Genomic DNA, 17,725 nt, shown 5'->3' with positions numbered 1-17,725 from the left:
GTACGATGACGCGGCCGCTCGCCCCATTGTACAAAGGCTCGCGCAGCTTGTCCGAGATGGCCCGCAGGCGTGCGCCGCGCAGCGGGCCCGAACTTTCCCGCTGGGGCGCGAGTCAGTATGATCGGGGCCTGCGGTGTCGACCACCGCAAGCTTGCCGCGCGCCGACGAACTGTCGTCACTGCCACGACTGCAACGAGAAGACCATGATGCCCGACCGATGGACCCGCCGCGCGCTGCTGTTGCTGGCGGCGCTTGCCGTGACGCTGTCCGGCTGCACGACCTATGTGACGAGCCAGGTGACCGCGTTCTCCGCGTGGGGAGGCGGCAGCGATGCCACGCGCACTTACGCGTTCACGCGCAATCCCGACCAGCAGCACAGCATCGAGCAATCGACCTACGAGAGCCTCGTTGCCGACGGGCTCTCCTCGTACGCATTCCGCCAGGTGCCCGAGCGGCAGGCGCGCTATCTCGTGGGCCTCGCCTACGGCAGCCGCATGGACACGGTCACGGTGGCGCAGCCCGTGTTCTACAACCCGTGGCCGGCTCCGTACTGGGGACCGTTCAATCCGTGGGGGCCTTGGGGTCCCTGGGGCCCCGCTTATGTGAACCAGAGCTATCCGGTGTACTCGCATGCACTCGGCATCCGCATCACGGAGCAGGCGGGCGGGAAGGAGGTCTATAACGTCACCGCGCGCACCTCGGGCGACGATCCCTCGCTCGTGCACATCATGCCGTTTCTGGTGCGCAGCGCACTGTCGAACTTCCCGCTGCAGAACGGCTCGGTGCAGCAGGTGAAACTGCCCGTGGACAAGACCACGGGGGCGCCGGCCGAAGTCCCGGCGGCGGCGCCAGGAACCGCACCGGCAGCGGCCGCTCCGGCAAAGTAGACGGAGCCAGCGTCAGTGGCGGCTCAAGCGTTACAGACGATCAAACGCCCACGCCCATGATGGCGAGCACGCCAAGCACCACGAACAGCACGGCGGCGATGCCGTGCACCAGGCCCGTCGGCAGCTTGTGGGCGAAGCGGTCGCCCAGCAGGATCGCAGGCACATTGGCAATCATCATGCCGAGCGTCGTGCCGGCCACCACCCCGAAGAAGTCGTGAAAGCGCGCGGCGAGCGCGACGGTTGCGATCTGCGTCTTGTCGCCCATCTCGGCGAGAAAGAAGGTGACGACGGTGGCGCCGAACACGCCGAGGCGCGTGCGATTGACGTTGGCTTCGCCCTCGTCGAGCTTGTCGGGCACGAGTATCCACAATCCCATGGCGACGAAGGAGACGGCGAGCGCCCAGCGCATCACCGAGGGCGTGACGAGCGAGCCGAGCCACGCGCCGAGCGCGCCCGCGCCCGAGTGATTGACGAGCGTGGCGGCCAGTACGCCGAGAATGATCGGCATGGGCTTGCGATAGCGCGCTGCGAGCACGAGCGAAAGCAGTTGCGTCTTGTCGCCGATTTCGGCGAGCGCGACTGCGCCGGTCGAGACGAGAAAGGCGTGATTCACGTGTTGGTGATCCTCGGGCCGAGATAAATGCGAGCGACGACTCACGGCCCGCCGGGCCCTGTTGCGGCGGGCATGAGTCATCGGTCTCGCCAGGCCTGAGTACTAAGGCTGCGTCCGCCATGGCCGCGCGGGCCAAGTCTGTTGACGGATGCTCCCGCTGCGCATGCGCGGCGCGCGCCAAGACCCGAAGGCTAGCCGGGCGGCACGGAGCGGGGCGGCTACTCCCCAATGGACGGCGAATTATAGCATTGGGGTTTTTCCGACACCCGGCTTCGCCGGGGCCGTTGGAATGTGGATTTGCCGTGGGATTTTAACGCTTTGCCGTGTCGCGGCTGTGCACGCGCGTACCGGCTGCGTAGGTCTCGAATACGGCGCGGTCGTCGCCGAGCAGCGCGAACGCGAACAGCAGTTCTTCGAGCGATTCGGCGCGCGCGGTGCGGCGCTTGAGCAGCGGGGTGGCCTGCGGGTCGAGCACGACGAAGTCGGCTTCGCTTTGCGGCGCGAGCGTGCCGATCTTGTCGGCGAGATCGAGCGCGGCTGCCGCGCCGGCCGTGGCGAGCCAGAACATGCGCGTGGCCGTCAGGTGATGGCCGCCCATGCGCGCGACCTTGTGCGCTTCGTTCATGGTTTGCAGCATCGAGAACGACGTGCCGCCGCCCACGTCTGTCGCGAGTGTGACGGGCATCTCGGTGGCCTGGGCCTTGTCGAAGTCGAACAGGCCGCTGCCGAGGAACAGGTTCGAGGTCGGGCAGTGCGCCGCGACCGTGCCGGTTTGCGCCATGCGGCGGCGGTCTTCGTCGTCGAGCCAGATGCAGTGGCCGTACACGGCGCGGCGGCGCAGGAGTCCGTAATGATCGTAGACATCGAGATAGCTGCGCTGGCGCGGGAACAGTTCCTTCACCCACTTCACTTCGTCGAGATTTTCGGCGACGTGGCTCTGAATGAAGATGTCGCCGTGCGCCTTCGCGAGCGCCTCGCACGCTTCGAGCTGCGCCTCGGTCGAGGTGGGCGCGAAGCGCGGCGTGAGCGCGTACATCTGGCGGCCATTGTTATGCCAGCGCGAGATGAGTTCGGCGCTGTCGTCGTAGCCGGTCTGGGGCGTGTCGCGCAGGAACTCGGGGCAGTTGCGGTCCATCAGGACCTTGCCCGCGATCATGCGCATGTTCCGGGACTCGCTCGCCGTGAACAGCGCATCGGCCGATTGCTTGTGCACCGAGCAGTAGACGAGCGCCGTGGTCGTGCCGCACGAGAGCAGTTCGTCGACGAAAAAGCGCGCCGTCTCGAACGCCACGTTTTCATTGGCGAAGCCGCGCTCGGTCGGGAACGTGTAGGTCTCGAGCCACGGCAGCAGGCCCGGCGCCGGCGAGGCGATCATGTCGGTCTGCGGGTAGTGAATGTGCGTGTCGATGAAGCCCGGCACGATCAGCTTGTCGCGCAGGTTGTGCACCGTCGCGCCTTCAGCCATGCGAGCGCTGAGCTCGGACCATGCGCCCGATGCGACCACGCGGCCGTTCTCGACGATCACCACGCCGTCTTCGTGGAAGACGGCAGCGTCGGGCGACTGCGCGGGGTCGCCGGTGAACGTCAACAGTTTTGCGCGATAAGCCGATTGAGTCATGGGAACTTCGTCTCCGAAAAATTCAGGTGTTCATGAGCCGTATGTATGCGCACCGCTCCTGAAAACGCGGCGCGCAAAAGCCCTGGGGCCGGCGCTGGCGCGCCGGTCCTCATCAAGGGTGAAGCCTTAAGCTTGGGGAGCTGCGCGGGATCAGGCCACGGCGCCGCTCCAGTACCGATCGAGCTGCGCGATCAGCGCGGCGCGTTCCTCGGGCGTCACGAAAGACGCCTCGAAGCTGTTGCGCAGGATCGTGTACACCTCTTGGTCGTCGAGCTGCAGCGCCGTGATGATGGCGCTGAAGTTCTCGTTCACGTAGCCGCCGAAGTACGCGGGATCGTCGGAATTGACGGTCACCGCGACGCCTTCGTCGAGCAGCTTTTTGAGCGTGTGCTTCGTCATGTCGTCGAACACGCAGAGCTTCAGGTTCGAAAGCGGGCAGACGGTGAGCGCGACGCGCGTGTCGGCGAGGCGCGTGACGAGCGCCTTGTCCTCGATGCTGCGTACGCCGTGGTCGACGCGGTCGACCTTGAGCAGATCGAGCGCCTCGTAGATATAGGCGGGCGGGCCTTCCTCTCCGGCATGCGCGACGAGCTTCAGCCCTTGCGCGCGCGCCTTCGCGAACACGCGCTCGAATTTCGAGGGCGGATGGCCGCGCTCCGACGAATCGAGACCCACGCCGATCATGCGCGGATAGCGCGCGAACAGCGGCAGCGCGGCGTCGAAGGTGGCGAGCGCGTCGGCTTCGCTCAGATGGCGCAGGAAGCAGAGGATCAGCTTGCTCGTGAGGCCGCGTTTTTCGGCGTCGGCGAGTGCGCGGTCGATGCCCGCGACCACCGTTTCGATCGGCACGCCGCGTTCGGTGTGCGTTTGCGGATCGAAGAATATTTCGGTGTGCACGACGTTGTCCGCGAGCGCGCGCTCGCAGTAGGCCATCGTCATGTCGTAGAAGTCCTGCTCGTTGAGCAGCACGCTCGCGCCTGCGTAATAGATGTCGAGGAACGACTGCAGGTCGGTGAACGCGTAGGCCGCGCGCAGCGCTTCGATCGACTCGTAAGCAAGCTCGACGTGATTGCGCTGCGCGAGCGCGAAGATCAGCTCGGGTTCGAGCGAGCCTTCGATATGGATGTGCAGCTCGGCCTTCGGCGCGCGCGCCGCTTTTTGTACGAGCGCTGCGAACGGGTTGACGGTGGGCGTGATGGTCATGGTTGGATCGATCGGTTGCGTTCAGTGGTTGACATCACGCGGAATGGATCGTGCCGGTAGCGGACGTGCCGGTAACCGCAACGGCTGCATGCCCAGGCGTGCCGGCGGCCGCCGCCGACGCCTCGATCGCCTGCAGCAATTGCGCGGCGGCCGAGATCGCGATGACTTCGGGCGACTTGTCGACGATGCCCTCCACGCCGAGCGGGCAGTGCATGCGCGCGATCTGTAGCGGATCGATGCCGCGCGCGGCGAGCCGGTGCTCGAACTGCTTGCGCTTCGTGTGCGAGCCGATCATGCCGAAGAACAGGAAGTCGCCGCGACGCAGGATGCGCTCGGCAAGATCGAGGTCACGCGAATGATCGTGCGTCATCACGATGAAGCTCGTGCCCGGCGGGGCAGCGTCGATGGCTTCGTCAGGTGCGTCGTTGGCATCGATCGTGACGTTGGGCGCATTGAGCGCCGCGAACGCTTCCGGCGAGGGAAACGCGGCGTCGCGCTCGTCCACCCAGCGCACCCGGCAGGGCAGCGTGCCGAGCACGCGCACGAGCGCCGCGCCCACATGGCCCGCGCCGAACAGCACGACGGGCCGCTCGTTGGGCGCGATCGTTTCGGTGAGCAGCATCGTGCCGTCGCCGTGATGGTTACCATCGCCCGGCGCGCCCGTGTCCCACAGCAGGCAATCGGGCGATTCCACGCCGGGCTCGGGTTCCGAAAGCAAAACTGTATCGGCCGCCGAGGCATCCGTCAGGTCGGTTTCTGCGCCGGAAGGCGCTCCATTCCGCGAGGAGCGGAATGATACGCTACGAACCGTCGAGGCGCCCGCCGCGAGCCGGCGGGCGAGCGTGGCGAGCCAGCCGAGGTCGGAGACGTCGAGCCGCTCGAACGCAAGGACGACTGCTCCGCCGCAGCACTGGCCGAGGCTCGGCCCGAGCGCGAATCGCTCAAGGCGGCGCGCATGCGGCGTGCGCATGCCGTCGCGCAATACCTGGCGCGCGGTCTCGATGGCCTTCCATTCGAGATGGCCGCCGCCGATCGTATGACGGGCCGCTTCGCGCGTGACGATCATCTTCGTGCCGGCTTCGCGCGGCACCGAGCCTTCGGCGCGCGCGACGGTCACGAGCACGGCGGCATCGCCGTGCGCTAGCAGGTGTTGAAGGTCGGTGACCCAGGCTTGCATCGGGCGGTTCTCCTACTTGACGACAGCTTCTGTTGGGGCGGCGGCCGACACGCTTGCCGCGTGCTCGCGCAGGGCGTCGAGCGCCCCGATTGCATGAAGGATCGCCTCGGGCGTGGCGGGCGCATTGAGCGGCGCGGCTTCGCGGGCCTCGGGCACGGCCGCGCCGATTGCCTCGCGGATCGCGAGCAGCACCGAGAACGGCAGCAGCAAGGGCGGCTCGCCCACGGCCTTCGAACGGAACACAGTGGGCTCGGCGTTTTCGTTGCGATAGAGCTGGACGTGAAACGCCGCGGGCGTATCGCTGATCGCCGGAATCTTATAGGTGGAGGGCGCGTGCGTCATGAGCTTGCCGTCGCGGTTCCACCACAGCTCCTCGCTCGTGAGCCAGCCCATGCCCTGGATGAACCCGCCTTCCACCTGGCCGATGTCGATGGCCGGGTTGATCGACTGGCCGGCGTCGTGCAGCAGGTCGGCGCGCACGAGCTTCCATTCGCCCGTGAGCGTGTCGACGACCACTTCCGACACCGCCGCGCCATAGGCAAAGTAATAGAACGGATGGCCGGTGAGCGTGCGCGCGTCCCAATGGACCGTGGGCGTGGCGTAAAAGCCGTCGGACCACAGTTGCACGCGCTTCAGATACGCGGTTTCTACGAACTCGGCGAAGGCGATCGCCTTGCCGTTCACTCGCACCAGGCCATCTTCGAACGCGACGTTTTCGGGCGCGCCGCCGTACTGCGTGGCGGCGAGCGTGGCGAGGCGCGTGCGGATCGCGAGCGCCGCGTCTTCGGCGGCCTTGCCGTTCAGGTCGCTGCCGGTCGAGGCGGCGGTGGCGGACGTGTTCGCCACCTTCGACGTGTCGGTGGCGCTCACGCGCAACTGCGCGAGCGGCAGTCCGAATACGCCCGCGACCACCTGCGCGACCTTCGTGTTGAGCCCCTGGCCCATTTCGGTGCCGCCGTGGTTCACGAGCACGGAGCCGTCGCGATAGACGTGCACGAGCGCGCCCGCCTGGTTCAGATGCGGGACGTTGAACGAGATGCCGAACTTCACCGGCGTGAGCGCGATGCCGCGCTTGAGCACTGGGCTCGTGCGGTTGAACGCGGCGAGCGCGGCGCGGCGCGCGGCGTACTGGCTCGACGCGAGCAACTGCTCGGTGAGCGGCGCGAGCACGTTGTCCGCGACGCGTTGCCCGTAGGGCGTGACGTCCCGTTCGCCGATGCCGTAGTAGTTCGCGCGGCGCACGTCGAGCGGATCGCGGCCGAGCGCGCGGGCGATGCCGTCGAGCATCACCTCCATCACGAGTGCGCCCTGCGGGCCGCCGAAGCCGCGGAAAGCCGTGTTCGACTGCGTGTTGGTCTTGCAGCAGAGCGCGACGATTTCGACGTCCGAAAGATAGTAGGCGTTGTCGAAATGGCAGACCGCGCGCGTGGCGACCGCGCCCGAGAGATCGGCGGAATAGCCCGCGCGCAGCGCGATTTCCACGCGCGCGCCGAGCAGGCGTCCTGCGTCATCGTAGCCGGCTTCATATTCGTAGAGCGCGTCGTGGCGCTTGCCGGTGATGAGGAAATCGTCGTCGCGGTCGGCGCGCAGCTTCACGGGGCGGCGCAGCTTGTACGCGGCTAGCGCCGCCACGCAGGCGAACAGCGCCGATTGCGATTCCTTGCCGCCGAAGCCGCCGCCCATGCGCCGGCATTCGCACATTACGCGGTGCGCGGGCCAGCCGATCAGATGCGCGATCAACTGCTGCATCTCGCTCGGGTGCTGCGTCGAGCTGTAGACGAGCATGCCGTCCTGTTCCTCGGGCAGCGCATAGGCGACCTGACCTTCGAGATAGAACTGCTCCTGGCCGCCTACGGCAAACGTGCCGGCGATGCGGTGGGGCGCTGCCGCGATGCGCGCCGCCGGCTCACCGCGCGTGAGGCGCAGCGGCGGCAGGACGTACTGCTGGCGCGCTTTCGCTTCGGCGATGTCGAGCACCGCTTCGAGCGGCGCGTAGCGCACGACGTCGTCGCTGGCGGCGAGCGCGGCCGCGCGGCGGGCGAGTTGATGGCTCGTCGCGATTACGGCGAAAACGGGCTGACCGAGATACTGCACTTCATCTTGCGCCAGCACCGGGTCGTCGTGCAGGACCGGGCCGCAGTTGTTCTCGCCGGGAATATCGGCGGCGCTCAGGACCGCGACGACGCCGGGCATGGCGCGCACGCGCGCGAGATCGAGCGCCACGATGCGCGCATGTGCGTGGCGCGACAGGCCGAGCGCGGCGTGGAGCGTGCCGTGCAGTTCGGGGATGTCGTCGGTGTAGCGCGCCTCACCGCTCACGTGCAGGTCTGCGGACTCGTGTGGCAATGGCGCGCCGAGCGCCGCTTGCGTTGACTGCGCAGCGGTTTGTGCGGCGGGTTGCACGATAAGCGGATCGGACTGGCGGTTCATGATGCGTCTCCCGCAAGCGTTGCGCCCGGGCCTACGCCGGTTTCGTCGACGACTTCCGCCTCGGAGGCAAACACGAAGGCGTTCACGTCACACAGTGCGAGCGGCGCGTCGTCGCGCGTTTCCAGCCAGCAGCGCCAGAGCAGATTGCGCGCGACTTTCAGGCGATACGCGGCGCTCGCGCGCATGTCGGTGAGCGGCTGATAGTCGGCGTCGAGCACGGCCATGGCGCGCTGCGCGGCCGCTTCGTTCCACTGTGCGCCCGCGAGCGCTGCTTCGGCGTGGGCGGCGCGCTGCGGTATCGCGGCCATGCCGCCATACGCGATGCGCGCGTTCGCGATTGCGCCATCCTCGCCGGTCTCGAGCGCAAACGCCGCGCAAACCGCCGAGATATCCTGGTCGTAGCGCTTCGACACCTTGTAGGTGCGAAACCGCAGTGTCGGCGCGGGGCGCGGCACGCGGATCGCTTCAACGAACTCGCCCGCTTCGAGCACGTTCTTCTGATAGCCCGTGTAGAACGCCGCGAGCGGCAGCGTGCGCACACGCGCAGCGCGGCGCAGGATCACCCCGGCGTCGAGCGCGAGCAGCGCCGGCATCGAGTCGCCAATCGGCGAGCCGTTCGCCACGTTGCCGCCCAGCGTACCCGCGTTGCGGATAGGCAGCGAGGCAAAGCGCGCCCACAGTTCCGCGAGTTCGGGGTAGTCGACGGCGAGCGCCGCGTAGGCCTCTTCGAGCGGCACAGCCGCGCCGATCGTGAGCGTCTGCGCGTCGCGCTCGACACGCTTCAGCTCGGCGACCTGCCCGGTATAGAGCACGTCGCCCAGATCGCGAAGCTGCTTGGTGACCCACAGGCCGACGTCGGTGCCGCCCGCGAGCACGCGCGCCTGCGGATGCTCGGCGCGCAGCGTGGCGAATGCTTCGAGCGTGCGCGGTGCAAAAAACGTGGCGTGGCCGTGCGCGGCGCCGCGGGCGTCGGGGCCCCGATAGTCGAAGGTGTCGCTGCGCGCGATCGAGCGCAGCGCAGCTTCGAGCGGCTCGCGCGCGAGTGCGACGCGCGGATAGCTCGTCGTGTCGAACATGCGCTGTGCTGCGTCGATGATCGGCCGGTAGCCGGTGCAGCGGCACAGATTGCCGGAGAGCGCCTGATCGATTTCGTCGCGCGCGGGCAGGCCGGCATCGGCGCCCTGGCGCTCGTAGAGCGCCCACATCGACATGACGAAGCCGGGCGTGCAGAAGCCGCACTGCGAACCGTGGCAGTCGACCATCGCTTGCTGGACGGGGTGCAGCGTGCCGTCGGGCGCGCGCAGGTCTTCGACCGTGAAGAGCGCGCGGCCATCGAGTGTTGGAAGAAACTGAATGCAGGCGTTGACCGCCTTGAGCGCGAGACGACCTTCCTCGTCGAGTTCGCCGAGCACCACCGTGCAGGCGCCGCAATCGCCTTCCGCGCAACCTTCCTTGGTGCCGCAGGCATGCAAGTCCTCGCGCAGGTGTTGCAGCACGGTGCGCGTGATGGGCGCGTCATGCACTTCGTGCACGGCGCCACGATGGACGAAGCGGATGGTTTGCGTTGTCATCTGAAAAACCCGGGAGACATTGCGGATCAGGCGCGCGTTACGCAGGGAACCGGGGCGCCTCGACTGTCAGTCCGGCCTCGCGCACGTAGATCGCCATCCAATCCCGAATTTAGCACCGACAGGGGCCGGAAAGTATCCTTTCTGGAAGATGGGGGTTATGCGACGGCGGCAATGAGCGTGCGCGACATGGTCCGGCCCTTCGGGGCGGTCAAACGGAGGAGGGAGAGGCAGCCGGGCCAGCCGCAGTGGGGAGGGAGAGGGCGCCGCCGGCGCCCAGGACATGAGGCCGGGCGCGGCGCGCGAGGAGGCCGGAAACCCGGAGGCTGGGAGCTTAACGGCGGATGCCGGGCCATGCCACCTGGCGGCGGCGGTTGCGCCACAGGCTTGCGACCACCGCGAGGAACATGACCGCGAATGCGAGCACCGACCAGAGCGGCAACGTGAGGCCGAGGATGGGCGGGTAGGTGGTCTCGCACAGGCCCTGGACCTTGAAGACGCCGGGCAGCCAGTGCGCGGGCGGCAGGGCGTCGACGATGGGCTGGAGCGTGTCGAAGCCGCAACTGAAGTTCGGGACCGCCTGCACCCAGGCGAGTCGCGCGGAGGCGACAATGCCGCCCGCCGCCGAAAGCGCGACGAGCGCCTCGAGGGTGCGCACGGCGCGCCAACTGGCGAAGCGGGCGCCGAGGAATGCGAAGATCGCAATCAGGATGAAAAAGTAGCGCGTGAGGATGCACAGCGGGCACGGGTCCTGATGCTCGGCGTACTGGAAATACAGGGCGCCGCCCAGCAGCGCGAGACAGATCAGGCCGAGGAGGACCAGCAGGCCGCGCTCGCGGCGCAGCAGCGCGTTATCGTCGTTCATGTAGCTCGTTTGTTCGGCTCGTTTATTCGGGTTGGATCGCGCAGCCGGTGTCAAGCAAATCCAGACCGGTGCGCCTGCAACGGCGTTTCCGGATTCTAGCGCGAAGGGGATGCAGCGCGAGCGGGCGCTTTTGACCGCGCGCAGGCTGCGTCCGCGTGTCCGCCGAACTACGGCCTCGCCCCATGTCGTTACCGCAGTGGTGCGAGCACCGCTTCCACGCCGCGGCCGATCGCGAGGATTGCATCATCGGCGTAGGGCGCGCCGGCCAGCATCAGTCCCACCGGCGCCTCATCGGGATGGTGGATCGGCAGCGAGAGCGCGCAGGCGTCGAGGAAGTTGAATGCGCTCGGGTTGCGCAGCACGAGTGCGTTGGTGCGCGTGAACGCTTCGTCGTCGGCGACGAGCGGGGCGAGCGCAGGCGGCGCGATCGGCACGGTCGGAGCGATCACGGCGTCGAAGCGCGACCAGAGCGTCGCTTGCGCCTCGTCCATCATGGCGGCGCGCGCGGCGATCAGATCGAGATAGTCGGCGGCGCTAGCGGGCTTGCCCTTGAGGATGCGCACGAGCACGCGCGGGTCGTACTGATCGCTGTGCTGGGCGAGCAGCGGCCGGTGCCACGCGTAAGCCTCGATCGGCGAGAAGCCGAAGCGGTTGATTTCGGCCATGCGCTCGAATGCCGAAAAACGCACTTCGTTCACGATCGCGCCCGCTGCGTCGAGGTGCTTGAGCGCGGTGTCGAGCGCTTGCGCCACGTGGGGCTCGATGCCGTCCGTCACATAGTTCGTGAGCACGCCGATGCGCACGCCGTCGAGGTGGCGTGCCGCGCTCACGTGCGGCGGCAGTCCGGCGAGGATGCGGTCCACGAGCGCGCAGCACGCCACCGTATTGCCGATCGGGCCGAACGAGTCGAGCGTGGGCGAGAGCGGCACGCCGCCCGCTTTCGGGATGCGTGCAGCCGTGGGCTTGAAGCCGGTGAGGCCGCAGAACGCCGCCGGAATGCGGATCGAGCCGCCCGTATCGGTGCCGAGCGCGACGGCGGCCATGCCATCGGCGACCGAGGCCGCCGCGCCCGACGACGAGCCGCCCGCGACGCGCTCGCCGCCCGCCACGCCGCGCTGGTAAGGCGAGAGCGGCGTGCCGTAGTGCGGGTTCAGACCCAGCCCCGAGAACGCGAATTCGCTCATGTTGGTGCGGCCGACGAGCACCGCACCCGCGTGGCGCAGGCGCTCGACCGCTGCGGCATCGGCGCTCGCGGGCGCCGCGTTCGCGAGCGCCGTGGAGCCGGCGCGCGTGACTTCGCCTTGCACGTCGAACAGGTCCTTCACCGAAACGGGAATGCCGGCGAGCGGCGACAGCACGGTGCCCGCCGCGCGCAGTCGGTCGTGCGCATCGGCTGCGGCGCGCACGCGCTGGGCGTCGACGTGCGTGAATACGGCGGCGCCCTGGCCGCCCGGCGCGGCGATGCGCTCGAGCGCGGCTTCGGCGAGCGCGCGGCTCGTGGTGCGGCCCGCGGCGAGGTCGGCGGCCAGTTGGGCGAGCGGCGGGAACGGCGCGAAGGGGGATGAGATGGAAGGCATGGCGGCGGGGAGCATCGATGGCAACATTGGACGGAGGCGCCGCGGACGGATGGCGCCTGGACATTGCGGCCATGCGCTGCGGCAAGGGACACATCATTGTAGATCGCGAATTTTTCCCAAGGGCCGATTTGGCGCGCCGCGCTCATCAGGTAACATGCACTTTCCGACAGGATTTTGTAAGGATAATCCGCGCATGCATCAGGGAATCGGCTTCATTCAGGATCTGGCAGTCGTGATGGCGATCGCGGGGCTCGTCACCGTGCTGTTTCATCGCCTGAAGCAGCCGGTGGTGCTCGGCTATATCGCGGCGGGCGTGATCATCGGGCCGTACACGCCGCCGTTCCAGCTGATTCACGATGAGCAGACCATCCAGACGATGGGCGAGCTCGGCGTGGTGTTCCTGATGTTTTCACTCGGCCTCGAATTTAGTTTGCGCAAGCTGTTTCAGGTGGGCGCGACCGCGACCGTCGCGGCGCTCTCCGAAATCGTGGTGATGCTGTGGATCGGCTACCAGATCGGCCGCGTGTTCGGCTGGGCACCGATGGACTCGCTATTTCTCGGCGCGATCCTCGCGATTTCGTCGACCACCATCATCGTCAAGGCGCTCGCCGACCTCGGCGTGAAGCGCGAGCGGTTCGCGCAGCTCGTGTTCGGCATCCTGATCGTCGAGGACATTCTCGGCATCGCCATGCTCGTGCTGCTCGGCGGCATTGCGCAGACAGGCGAGCTCTCGCCGGGCATCGCGTTCGTCACGCTCGGCAAGCTGCTGCTGTTCATGACGGTTTCGCTGCTCGCGGGCATCCTCGTCGTGCCGCGCGTGCTCGGCTACGTGGCGCGCGTGGGCAGCGACGAGATGCTGCTCGTCTCGGTGCTGGGCTTTTGCTTCGGCTTTTGCCTGCTGGTCGTGAAGCTCGATTACTCGATTGCGCTCGGTGCCTTTCTGATCGGCGCGATCATGGCCGAATCGCGCCATCTGCCGCGCATCGAGCATCTGGTCGCGCCGCTGCGCGATGCGTTCTCGGCCATCTTTTTCGTAACGATCGGCCTGATGCTCAATCCGCTCGTGCTGGTCGATTACGCGTGGCCGATCGCGGTGATTTCGTTCGCGGTGGTGTTCGGCAAGCTCGTCTCGTGCGGGCTCGGCACCTTCCTCGCCGGTCACGACGGCCGCACGGCGATGCGCGTCGGCATGACCGTCTCGCAGATCGGCGAGTTCTCGTTCATCATCGCCTCGCTCGGCCTCACGCTGAAGGTGACGAGCGGTTTTCTCTATCCGATCGTGGTGACCGTCTCGGCGATCACGACGCTCACCACGCCGTATCTGATCCGCTTCGCCGATCCGCTCTCGCAGCGGCTCGCGCGCGCGATGCCGCCCGCGATGTCGAATGTCTTCGGCATGTATAGCCAATGGCTGCGCTGCCTGATGCCGCGCCCGACGGGAGCGCAAGGTCCGACGCTGTTCTCGCTCACGAAGCGCATCGTCGTGCAGGTCGCGGTGAATCTCGCGCTGGTGTCGGCGATTTTCATCGGCGCCTCGTATGGCGCGCGCTACGCGCTGCCGCTGCTCGCGAACTGGGTGCCGGACGAGCGCATCCAGCGCGTGGTGCTATGGAGCGCCGCGCTGCTGCTCGCGATTCCGTTTCTGGTGGCGGTGTGGCGCAAGACCAAGACGCTGGCGCTCCTGCTTGCCGAAGTGAGCGTGCAGCCCGAAAAGGCGGGGCGCTTCACGCGAGCGTTGCGGCATGCGATTGCCGAACTCGTGCCGGCGGTTTCGATGATCGGCGTGTTCGTGCTGGTCGCTGCGCTGTCGGGGACGATCCTGCCGCCTACGGGTTTTCTGGTTGGCGTGCTGGTATGCGCGGCGGTGCTCACGATGCTGCTGTGGCGCTGGTGCGTGAAGATTCACGCGAGCATGCAGATTGCGCTGCGCGAAACTTTCGACGAGCAGCCGGATCCGTAAGGTTGGGGCGCGCTCAATCGCAACGGATTGCAACAGAGTGCGAGCGATTGTGCACGGAGGTGGCGGCAACAGGCCGTGCGACGCATAATCGGAACCCTGTTCATTCGTTCGCGCGTCCGGCGCGCCTGACCCTACGTCATGAGCGAAAACAAATCCGAACACTCCGAGGTTCCTGACGGCGCTGACCGTCCTGTCAATACTGGTGCGCCCGGTGCTCCAGGCGCCTCCAGCGCGTCCACTCCTTCTGGCGCAACACCGTCTGGCGAGGCCGCGCAGCGCGCGTCGACCGACTCGCCCGCGAGCGCATCGGCGGTAACGCCGGAAGCAGCCGGCGCGCCGCGCATTCCGATCGAGGTGGTGGGCGAAGCGGGTAAAGAGGCGCCCGCACCCACTGGGACCACGGCGCAGGCCGCCGCCCATCCCGCGCCGCCGCAGGCCGCGGCCGGCACACGGCCGGGCGCCGCGCCGGCGGGATTCGGCCAGGCGCCCGACTTCACCGCGCAGCATCCGCCACCGCCGGGCTCCATTCCGTCCGATCCGCCACGCTATTTGCGGCCGAGCGACTCGGCGTGGTCGGTGTTCGGCCGCATCGTCGCCGCGCGCGCCCGGCAACTGTTCGACCGCGCCGGTCAGCGCATCACGCAGCGGACGTTGCGCATCGGCGTGTCGGCGCGCATCTTTCACCCGGAGCCTGGCGCCCAGGGCCTGCGCGGCAAGACGCTGCAATATCTCGAAGAGTCGATTGCGCATTGGGTCATGTCGCGCGACGTGATCGTCTTCATGATTCCGACGGTCGGTCATCAGGGCATGCTGCACCCGAGCAACATCCGGCTGCGAGACTATGCGAAGCATCTCGACGGCCTCCTGCTGCAAGGCGGCGCCGACGTCTCGCCGCAAACCTATGCGGAGACCGCGCCACGTCCCGAATGGCCCGGCGACCGCGTGCGGGACATGTACGAACTGGAACTGCTGCACGAATTCATCGAGTCGGGCAAGCCGGTGCTGGGCGTATGCCGCGGTTGTCAGCTTATCAACGTCGCGTTCGGCGGCTCGCTTTATCAGGACATCGCCACCGACGTTCCCACGGCGGGCGTGCACGTGAGCGAGCATTACGATCAGCACCGTCACGCGGTCACCTTTCCCGAAGGCTCCTCGCTGGCCAGCATGTTCCCGGGCCGGCGCGAGGCCATCGTCAACTCGATCCACCATCAGGCGGTCAAGAGCCTCGGCCGCGATCTGACGGTCGAGGCCGTTTCATCGGGTGACGGCCTGATCGAAGCGGTGCGCTACCGGCGCTCGCCGTTCGTCGTCGGCGTGCAATGGCACCCGGAGTTTCACCGCGCGGGCGGCCCGGAACTGCTCGACTGCACCCCGCTTCTCGACACGTTTCTGCGCGCCGCGCGCGAGACGCGCTTCTGACGGAAAGGGGGCGGAACGAGGGCAAGAAGGGAGGCGAGAGCCTCCCTTCTGACGTTTACCGGCATCTCCTGGTATGCGTCCAATATTCCGATGGATGAGTAGGTGATTTCGGACAAGCAATTGGTCATTCCTTCGGTTATCCGAAATTAATCGACGTTTATGAGATTTTCTGGCGGCGATAATAAGCGGTTACTCGGAATCCTGAACGGACAGGCAGTCATGAAGCAATCAACCCCGCTGCGTCGCGCCTTGCTGGGCGCCGCGGTTTTTACGCTCTTGCAGCACGGCGCAGCCGCATGGGCCGGCGCACCCGCCAGCGATGTCGCTCCGGTGGCGGGCAACCGGCCGTCGCTCGGCAGCTTGACGCCGCAGCCGGCGAATACGCCGCCGCTCGCAGACATCGTGGACGATCAGGCGACTGCGGGGGCCACGCAGGGTGACGTCGGCACGCTCATGCAGCTCATCCATGATTTGCAGCTGGTCGAGTTGCGCACGACGTACAACGCCAGCTATGGCGCGAGCCTGTTCTTCTATCCGCCTGAAATGACCTACTACGTCGTGTTATTCCAGGACAAGCATTTTTGGAGAGTGATTCGCTCGCAGGAAGACGCGCGCGCGGAAGCCATCTACGCGAATTTCGTGCAGCAGACCCAGCGTCTCGCCGAGGTCGAAATTCGCCGGACCCAGATTGAGGCGCAAAAGGCGTTCATCGATCGGGTAATCGCGCTCAATGAGGATCGCGCACGCCGGCTGCAGGCGGATCTCGACGTCGCGCGCACGCAACAGGCCCGCGTCGACGACTACCAACGCCAGATGCAGGGCAATACGCGGGCGCTCAATGCCGAGAAGATCCAGGCGCAGGCCCAGTTGCGCGATCTCCAGAATCAGGTGGAGCAATTGCAGCGCGCGACGGAGGCGGGTTTGCCAGGCTCCCGGCGCCAGGATGCTGTCAGGAACTAGCCTGGATCGTGTCGTGCCGTTGCAATGTGGCGGCGGCACGACATGCCGGGACTGGCAGAGAAGCAGAACGTACAAAAAGCCCGACGCAGTGACTGCGCCGGGCTTTTTGCTGTGTTGCTGTTTCTGCTTCGGGACTTGCCCAGAGGTCTACTTCGCGAAGTGGTCGGGCACTTCGGTCACGCGGCGTTGCGAAACGTGATTCACCCAATCCGTGTTGTCGACGTTCACGGTTGCGCTGCTTGTCGGACGCGGTGCCGCGCGCGTGCCTGCGTATGTCGACAGCGATGAGTAGTCGCTACTTGACATGCCACCTGGCTGGAAGGGCGAGTAGCCGGAGGCTTCCGAATACGCGCCCTGGGTGCGCTGGGTGGTCACGAGCGGCGCGCTGCGATGCGGTGTGAAGTCGTGTGCCGGATGGCGACGGCTTTCACCGTGCGCGGAGCGCGTTCCGGTTTCGACGGCCTGGCGGCCCTTCGTGGCGCTGGCCGTTGCGCCATTCGTGCGCGTTGCCTTGGAGGTCAATGTGCCGCGTAGCGGGGCGCCTGGGTTCGTGCGTGCCGCGAAATCCGGCCGCTCGGCCTTTGCCGGACCTGAGGCCGTGGAGGTTGCGGGGCCACGGGCGACTGCCGGGGCAGGCGCTGTACCGGGCGTGACGATGATGGGCGACGATGCCGGGCTTTGACGCCGCGTGGCGTTGGCCGCTGCCGTTTGCATGGCCGTGCTTCGTGCCGCCGTGGCAGGTGTGCTCGCCGGTGCGTACTGATCGGCACGGGGGGCGGCGGACGTGGCGAGGTCGTGTCGCGCACGTTCGTCGGAAAGGCGTACCGATGCGCTTTCGTCGCGGTTCGAAGCGGGGGGCGCCGGCGTGTGCAGAACCGCATTGTTTTTGCCGTCGCCGAATGGCGCATGGCTTGCCACGATCCATGTGAGCAGCACTGCGCCACCAATGGCAACCGCTGTGGCTGTCAGTTTGTGTGAGGGCGGCGGAATGCGCTCGACGCGCCGGGCAGGTCGTGCGCCGGCTGCCGTGCGCTGCAAGGTCTCGGCGGCGGCCTGCTGGGCCTGCGCGGCGTTGAGCGGGCTGCCTACGGGTGCCGCAGCGGGACGCGGCGGTTCAGGCGTGAAGCGGCGCTGCAGGTCCCAGCGACAGACTTTGCGAAACGCTTCCGCGCTCAGGCACACCGTGCGCAGGAGGGCCGCATAGAACGCCTGAAGTTCGGTGCGCAGGCTGAAGTGGGGGGGCATGAGCGCCCACTCGCGACCAAATGGCGGCGGGACGCGGTTGAGTGGACGCATGCGCGGCATCGCGAGTGCGCCTTCCACCTGAACTAACGGATAAGTTGACATGGATTTCTCGCTGCCTTGGCGGGATGGGCACCAGAACACGGTGGAACCCGAAAGACGCGCGGTTTGCCAGCGCTGTCGTGCTTTGTACGTCTGTACGGGTC

Annotated in this window: 13 protein-coding genes and 1 riboswitch; of the genes, 4 read left to right on the top strand and 9 right to left on the bottom strand. The window is 67.2% G+C overall.

All coding sequences use genetic code 11. From position 1 onward, the window contains the following. Positions 1-203 precede the first annotated feature (203 nt). Positions 204-887, top strand: coding sequence for a DUF4136 domain-containing protein (locus tag P5W99_RS10785; RefSeq protein ID WP_421024478.1), 684 nt, complete (start codon positions 204-206; stop codon positions 885-887). A gap of 40 nt (positions 888-927) precedes the next feature. Here the strand turns inward: P5W99_RS10785 and P5W99_RS10780 are convergent, their stop codons facing one another. The 8 genes from P5W99_RS10780 to P5W99_RS10745 form a co-directional block, all read right to left on the bottom strand. Further along, positions 928-1,500, bottom strand: coding sequence for a TMEM165/GDT1 family protein (locus P5W99_RS10780; protein ID WP_434660681.1), 573 nt, complete (start codon positions 1,498-1,500; stop codon positions 928-930). 91 nt (positions 1,501-1,591) lie between these two features. Beyond that, a riboswitch (yybP-ykoY riboswitch) is annotated at positions 1,592-1,752 on the bottom strand. A gap of 58 nt (positions 1,753-1,810) precedes the next feature. After that, positions 1,811-3,118: a guanine deaminase gene (gene guaD, locus P5W99_RS10775; RefSeq protein ID WP_434660679.1), complete on the bottom strand. Its 1,308-nt coding sequence runs from the start codon at positions 3,116-3,118 to the stop codon at positions 1,811-1,813. 150 nt (positions 3,119-3,268) lie between these two features. Continuing rightward, positions 3,269-4,321, bottom strand: coding sequence for an adenosine deaminase (locus tag P5W99_RS10770; protein ID WP_434660677.1), 1,053 nt, complete (start codon positions 4,319-4,321; stop codon positions 3,269-3,271). 34 nt (positions 4,322-4,355) lie between these two features. Further along, the gene (gene xdhC, locus P5W99_RS10765) at positions 4,356-5,498 is read right to left on the bottom strand and encodes a xanthine dehydrogenase accessory protein XdhC (RefSeq protein WP_434660675.1); all 1,143 of its coding nucleotides are present in this window, start codon (positions 5,496-5,498) and stop codon (positions 4,356-4,358) included. 12 nt (positions 5,499-5,510) lie between these two features. Beyond that, complete coding sequence (gene xdhB / locus P5W99_RS10760; RefSeq protein ID WP_434660673.1) at positions 5,511-7,928, bottom strand: xanthine dehydrogenase molybdopterin binding subunit; 2,418 nt, start codon at positions 7,926-7,928, stop codon at positions 5,511-5,513. Then, the gene (gene xdhA / locus P5W99_RS10755; protein WP_421024472.1) at positions 7,925-9,499 is read right to left on the bottom strand and encodes a xanthine dehydrogenase small subunit; all 1,575 of its coding nucleotides are present in this window, start codon (positions 9,497-9,499) and stop codon (positions 7,925-7,927) included. Before xdhA ends, xdhB begins: the two co-directional genes overlap by 4 nt. A 331-nt stretch (positions 9,500-9,830) precedes the next feature. Beyond that, positions 9,831-10,361, bottom strand: a complete 531-nt coding sequence (locus P5W99_RS10750; protein WP_213293727.1) for a disulfide bond formation protein B — start codon at positions 10,359-10,361, stop codon at positions 9,831-9,833. 188 nt (positions 10,362-10,549) lie between these two features. Beyond that, on the bottom strand, positions 10,550-11,938 hold the full coding sequence (locus tag P5W99_RS10745) for an amidase (protein ID WP_434660671.1): 1,389 nt from the start codon (positions 11,936-11,938) through the stop codon (positions 10,550-10,552). A 193-nt stretch (positions 11,939-12,131) separates the two neighbouring features. Here P5W99_RS10745 and P5W99_RS10740 point away from each other — a divergent pair, with 193 nt between their 5' ends. The 3 genes from P5W99_RS10740 to P5W99_RS10730 all read left to right on the top strand — a co-directional run bounded on the left by P5W99_RS10740 (position 12,132) and on the right by P5W99_RS10730 (position 16,277). After that, positions 12,132-13,898, top strand: a complete 1,767-nt coding sequence (locus tag P5W99_RS10740) for a cation:proton antiporter (RefSeq protein WP_434660669.1) — start codon at positions 12,132-12,134, stop codon at positions 13,896-13,898. A gap of 138 nt (positions 13,899-14,036) precedes the next feature. Next, on the top strand, positions 14,037-15,317 hold the full coding sequence (locus P5W99_RS10735; protein ID WP_421024469.1) for a gamma-glutamyl-gamma-aminobutyrate hydrolase family protein: 1,281 nt from the start codon (positions 14,037-14,039) through the stop codon (positions 15,315-15,317). Between the two features lie 219 nt (positions 15,318-15,536). Further along, positions 15,537-16,277, top strand: coding sequence for a DUF2968 domain-containing protein (locus P5W99_RS10730; RefSeq protein WP_434660667.1), 741 nt, complete (start codon positions 15,537-15,539; stop codon positions 16,275-16,277). A gap of 147 nt (positions 16,278-16,424) precedes the next feature. On the opposite strand, the gene P5W99_RS10725 is transcribed toward P5W99_RS10730, so the two are convergent. Continuing rightward, positions 16,425-17,522: a hypothetical protein gene (locus tag P5W99_RS10725; protein WP_434660666.1), complete on the bottom strand. Its 1,098-nt coding sequence runs from the start codon at positions 17,520-17,522 to the stop codon at positions 16,425-16,427. Between the last annotated feature and the right edge of the window lie 203 nt (positions 17,523-17,725).

It is taken from the genome of Paraburkholderia sp. A3BS-1L, from assembly GCF_051125215.1.
Classification (GTDB): Bacteria; Pseudomonadota; Gammaproteobacteria; order Burkholderiales; family Burkholderiaceae; genus Paraburkholderia.
This window is presented reverse-complemented; position numbering and strand designations above follow the sequence as displayed.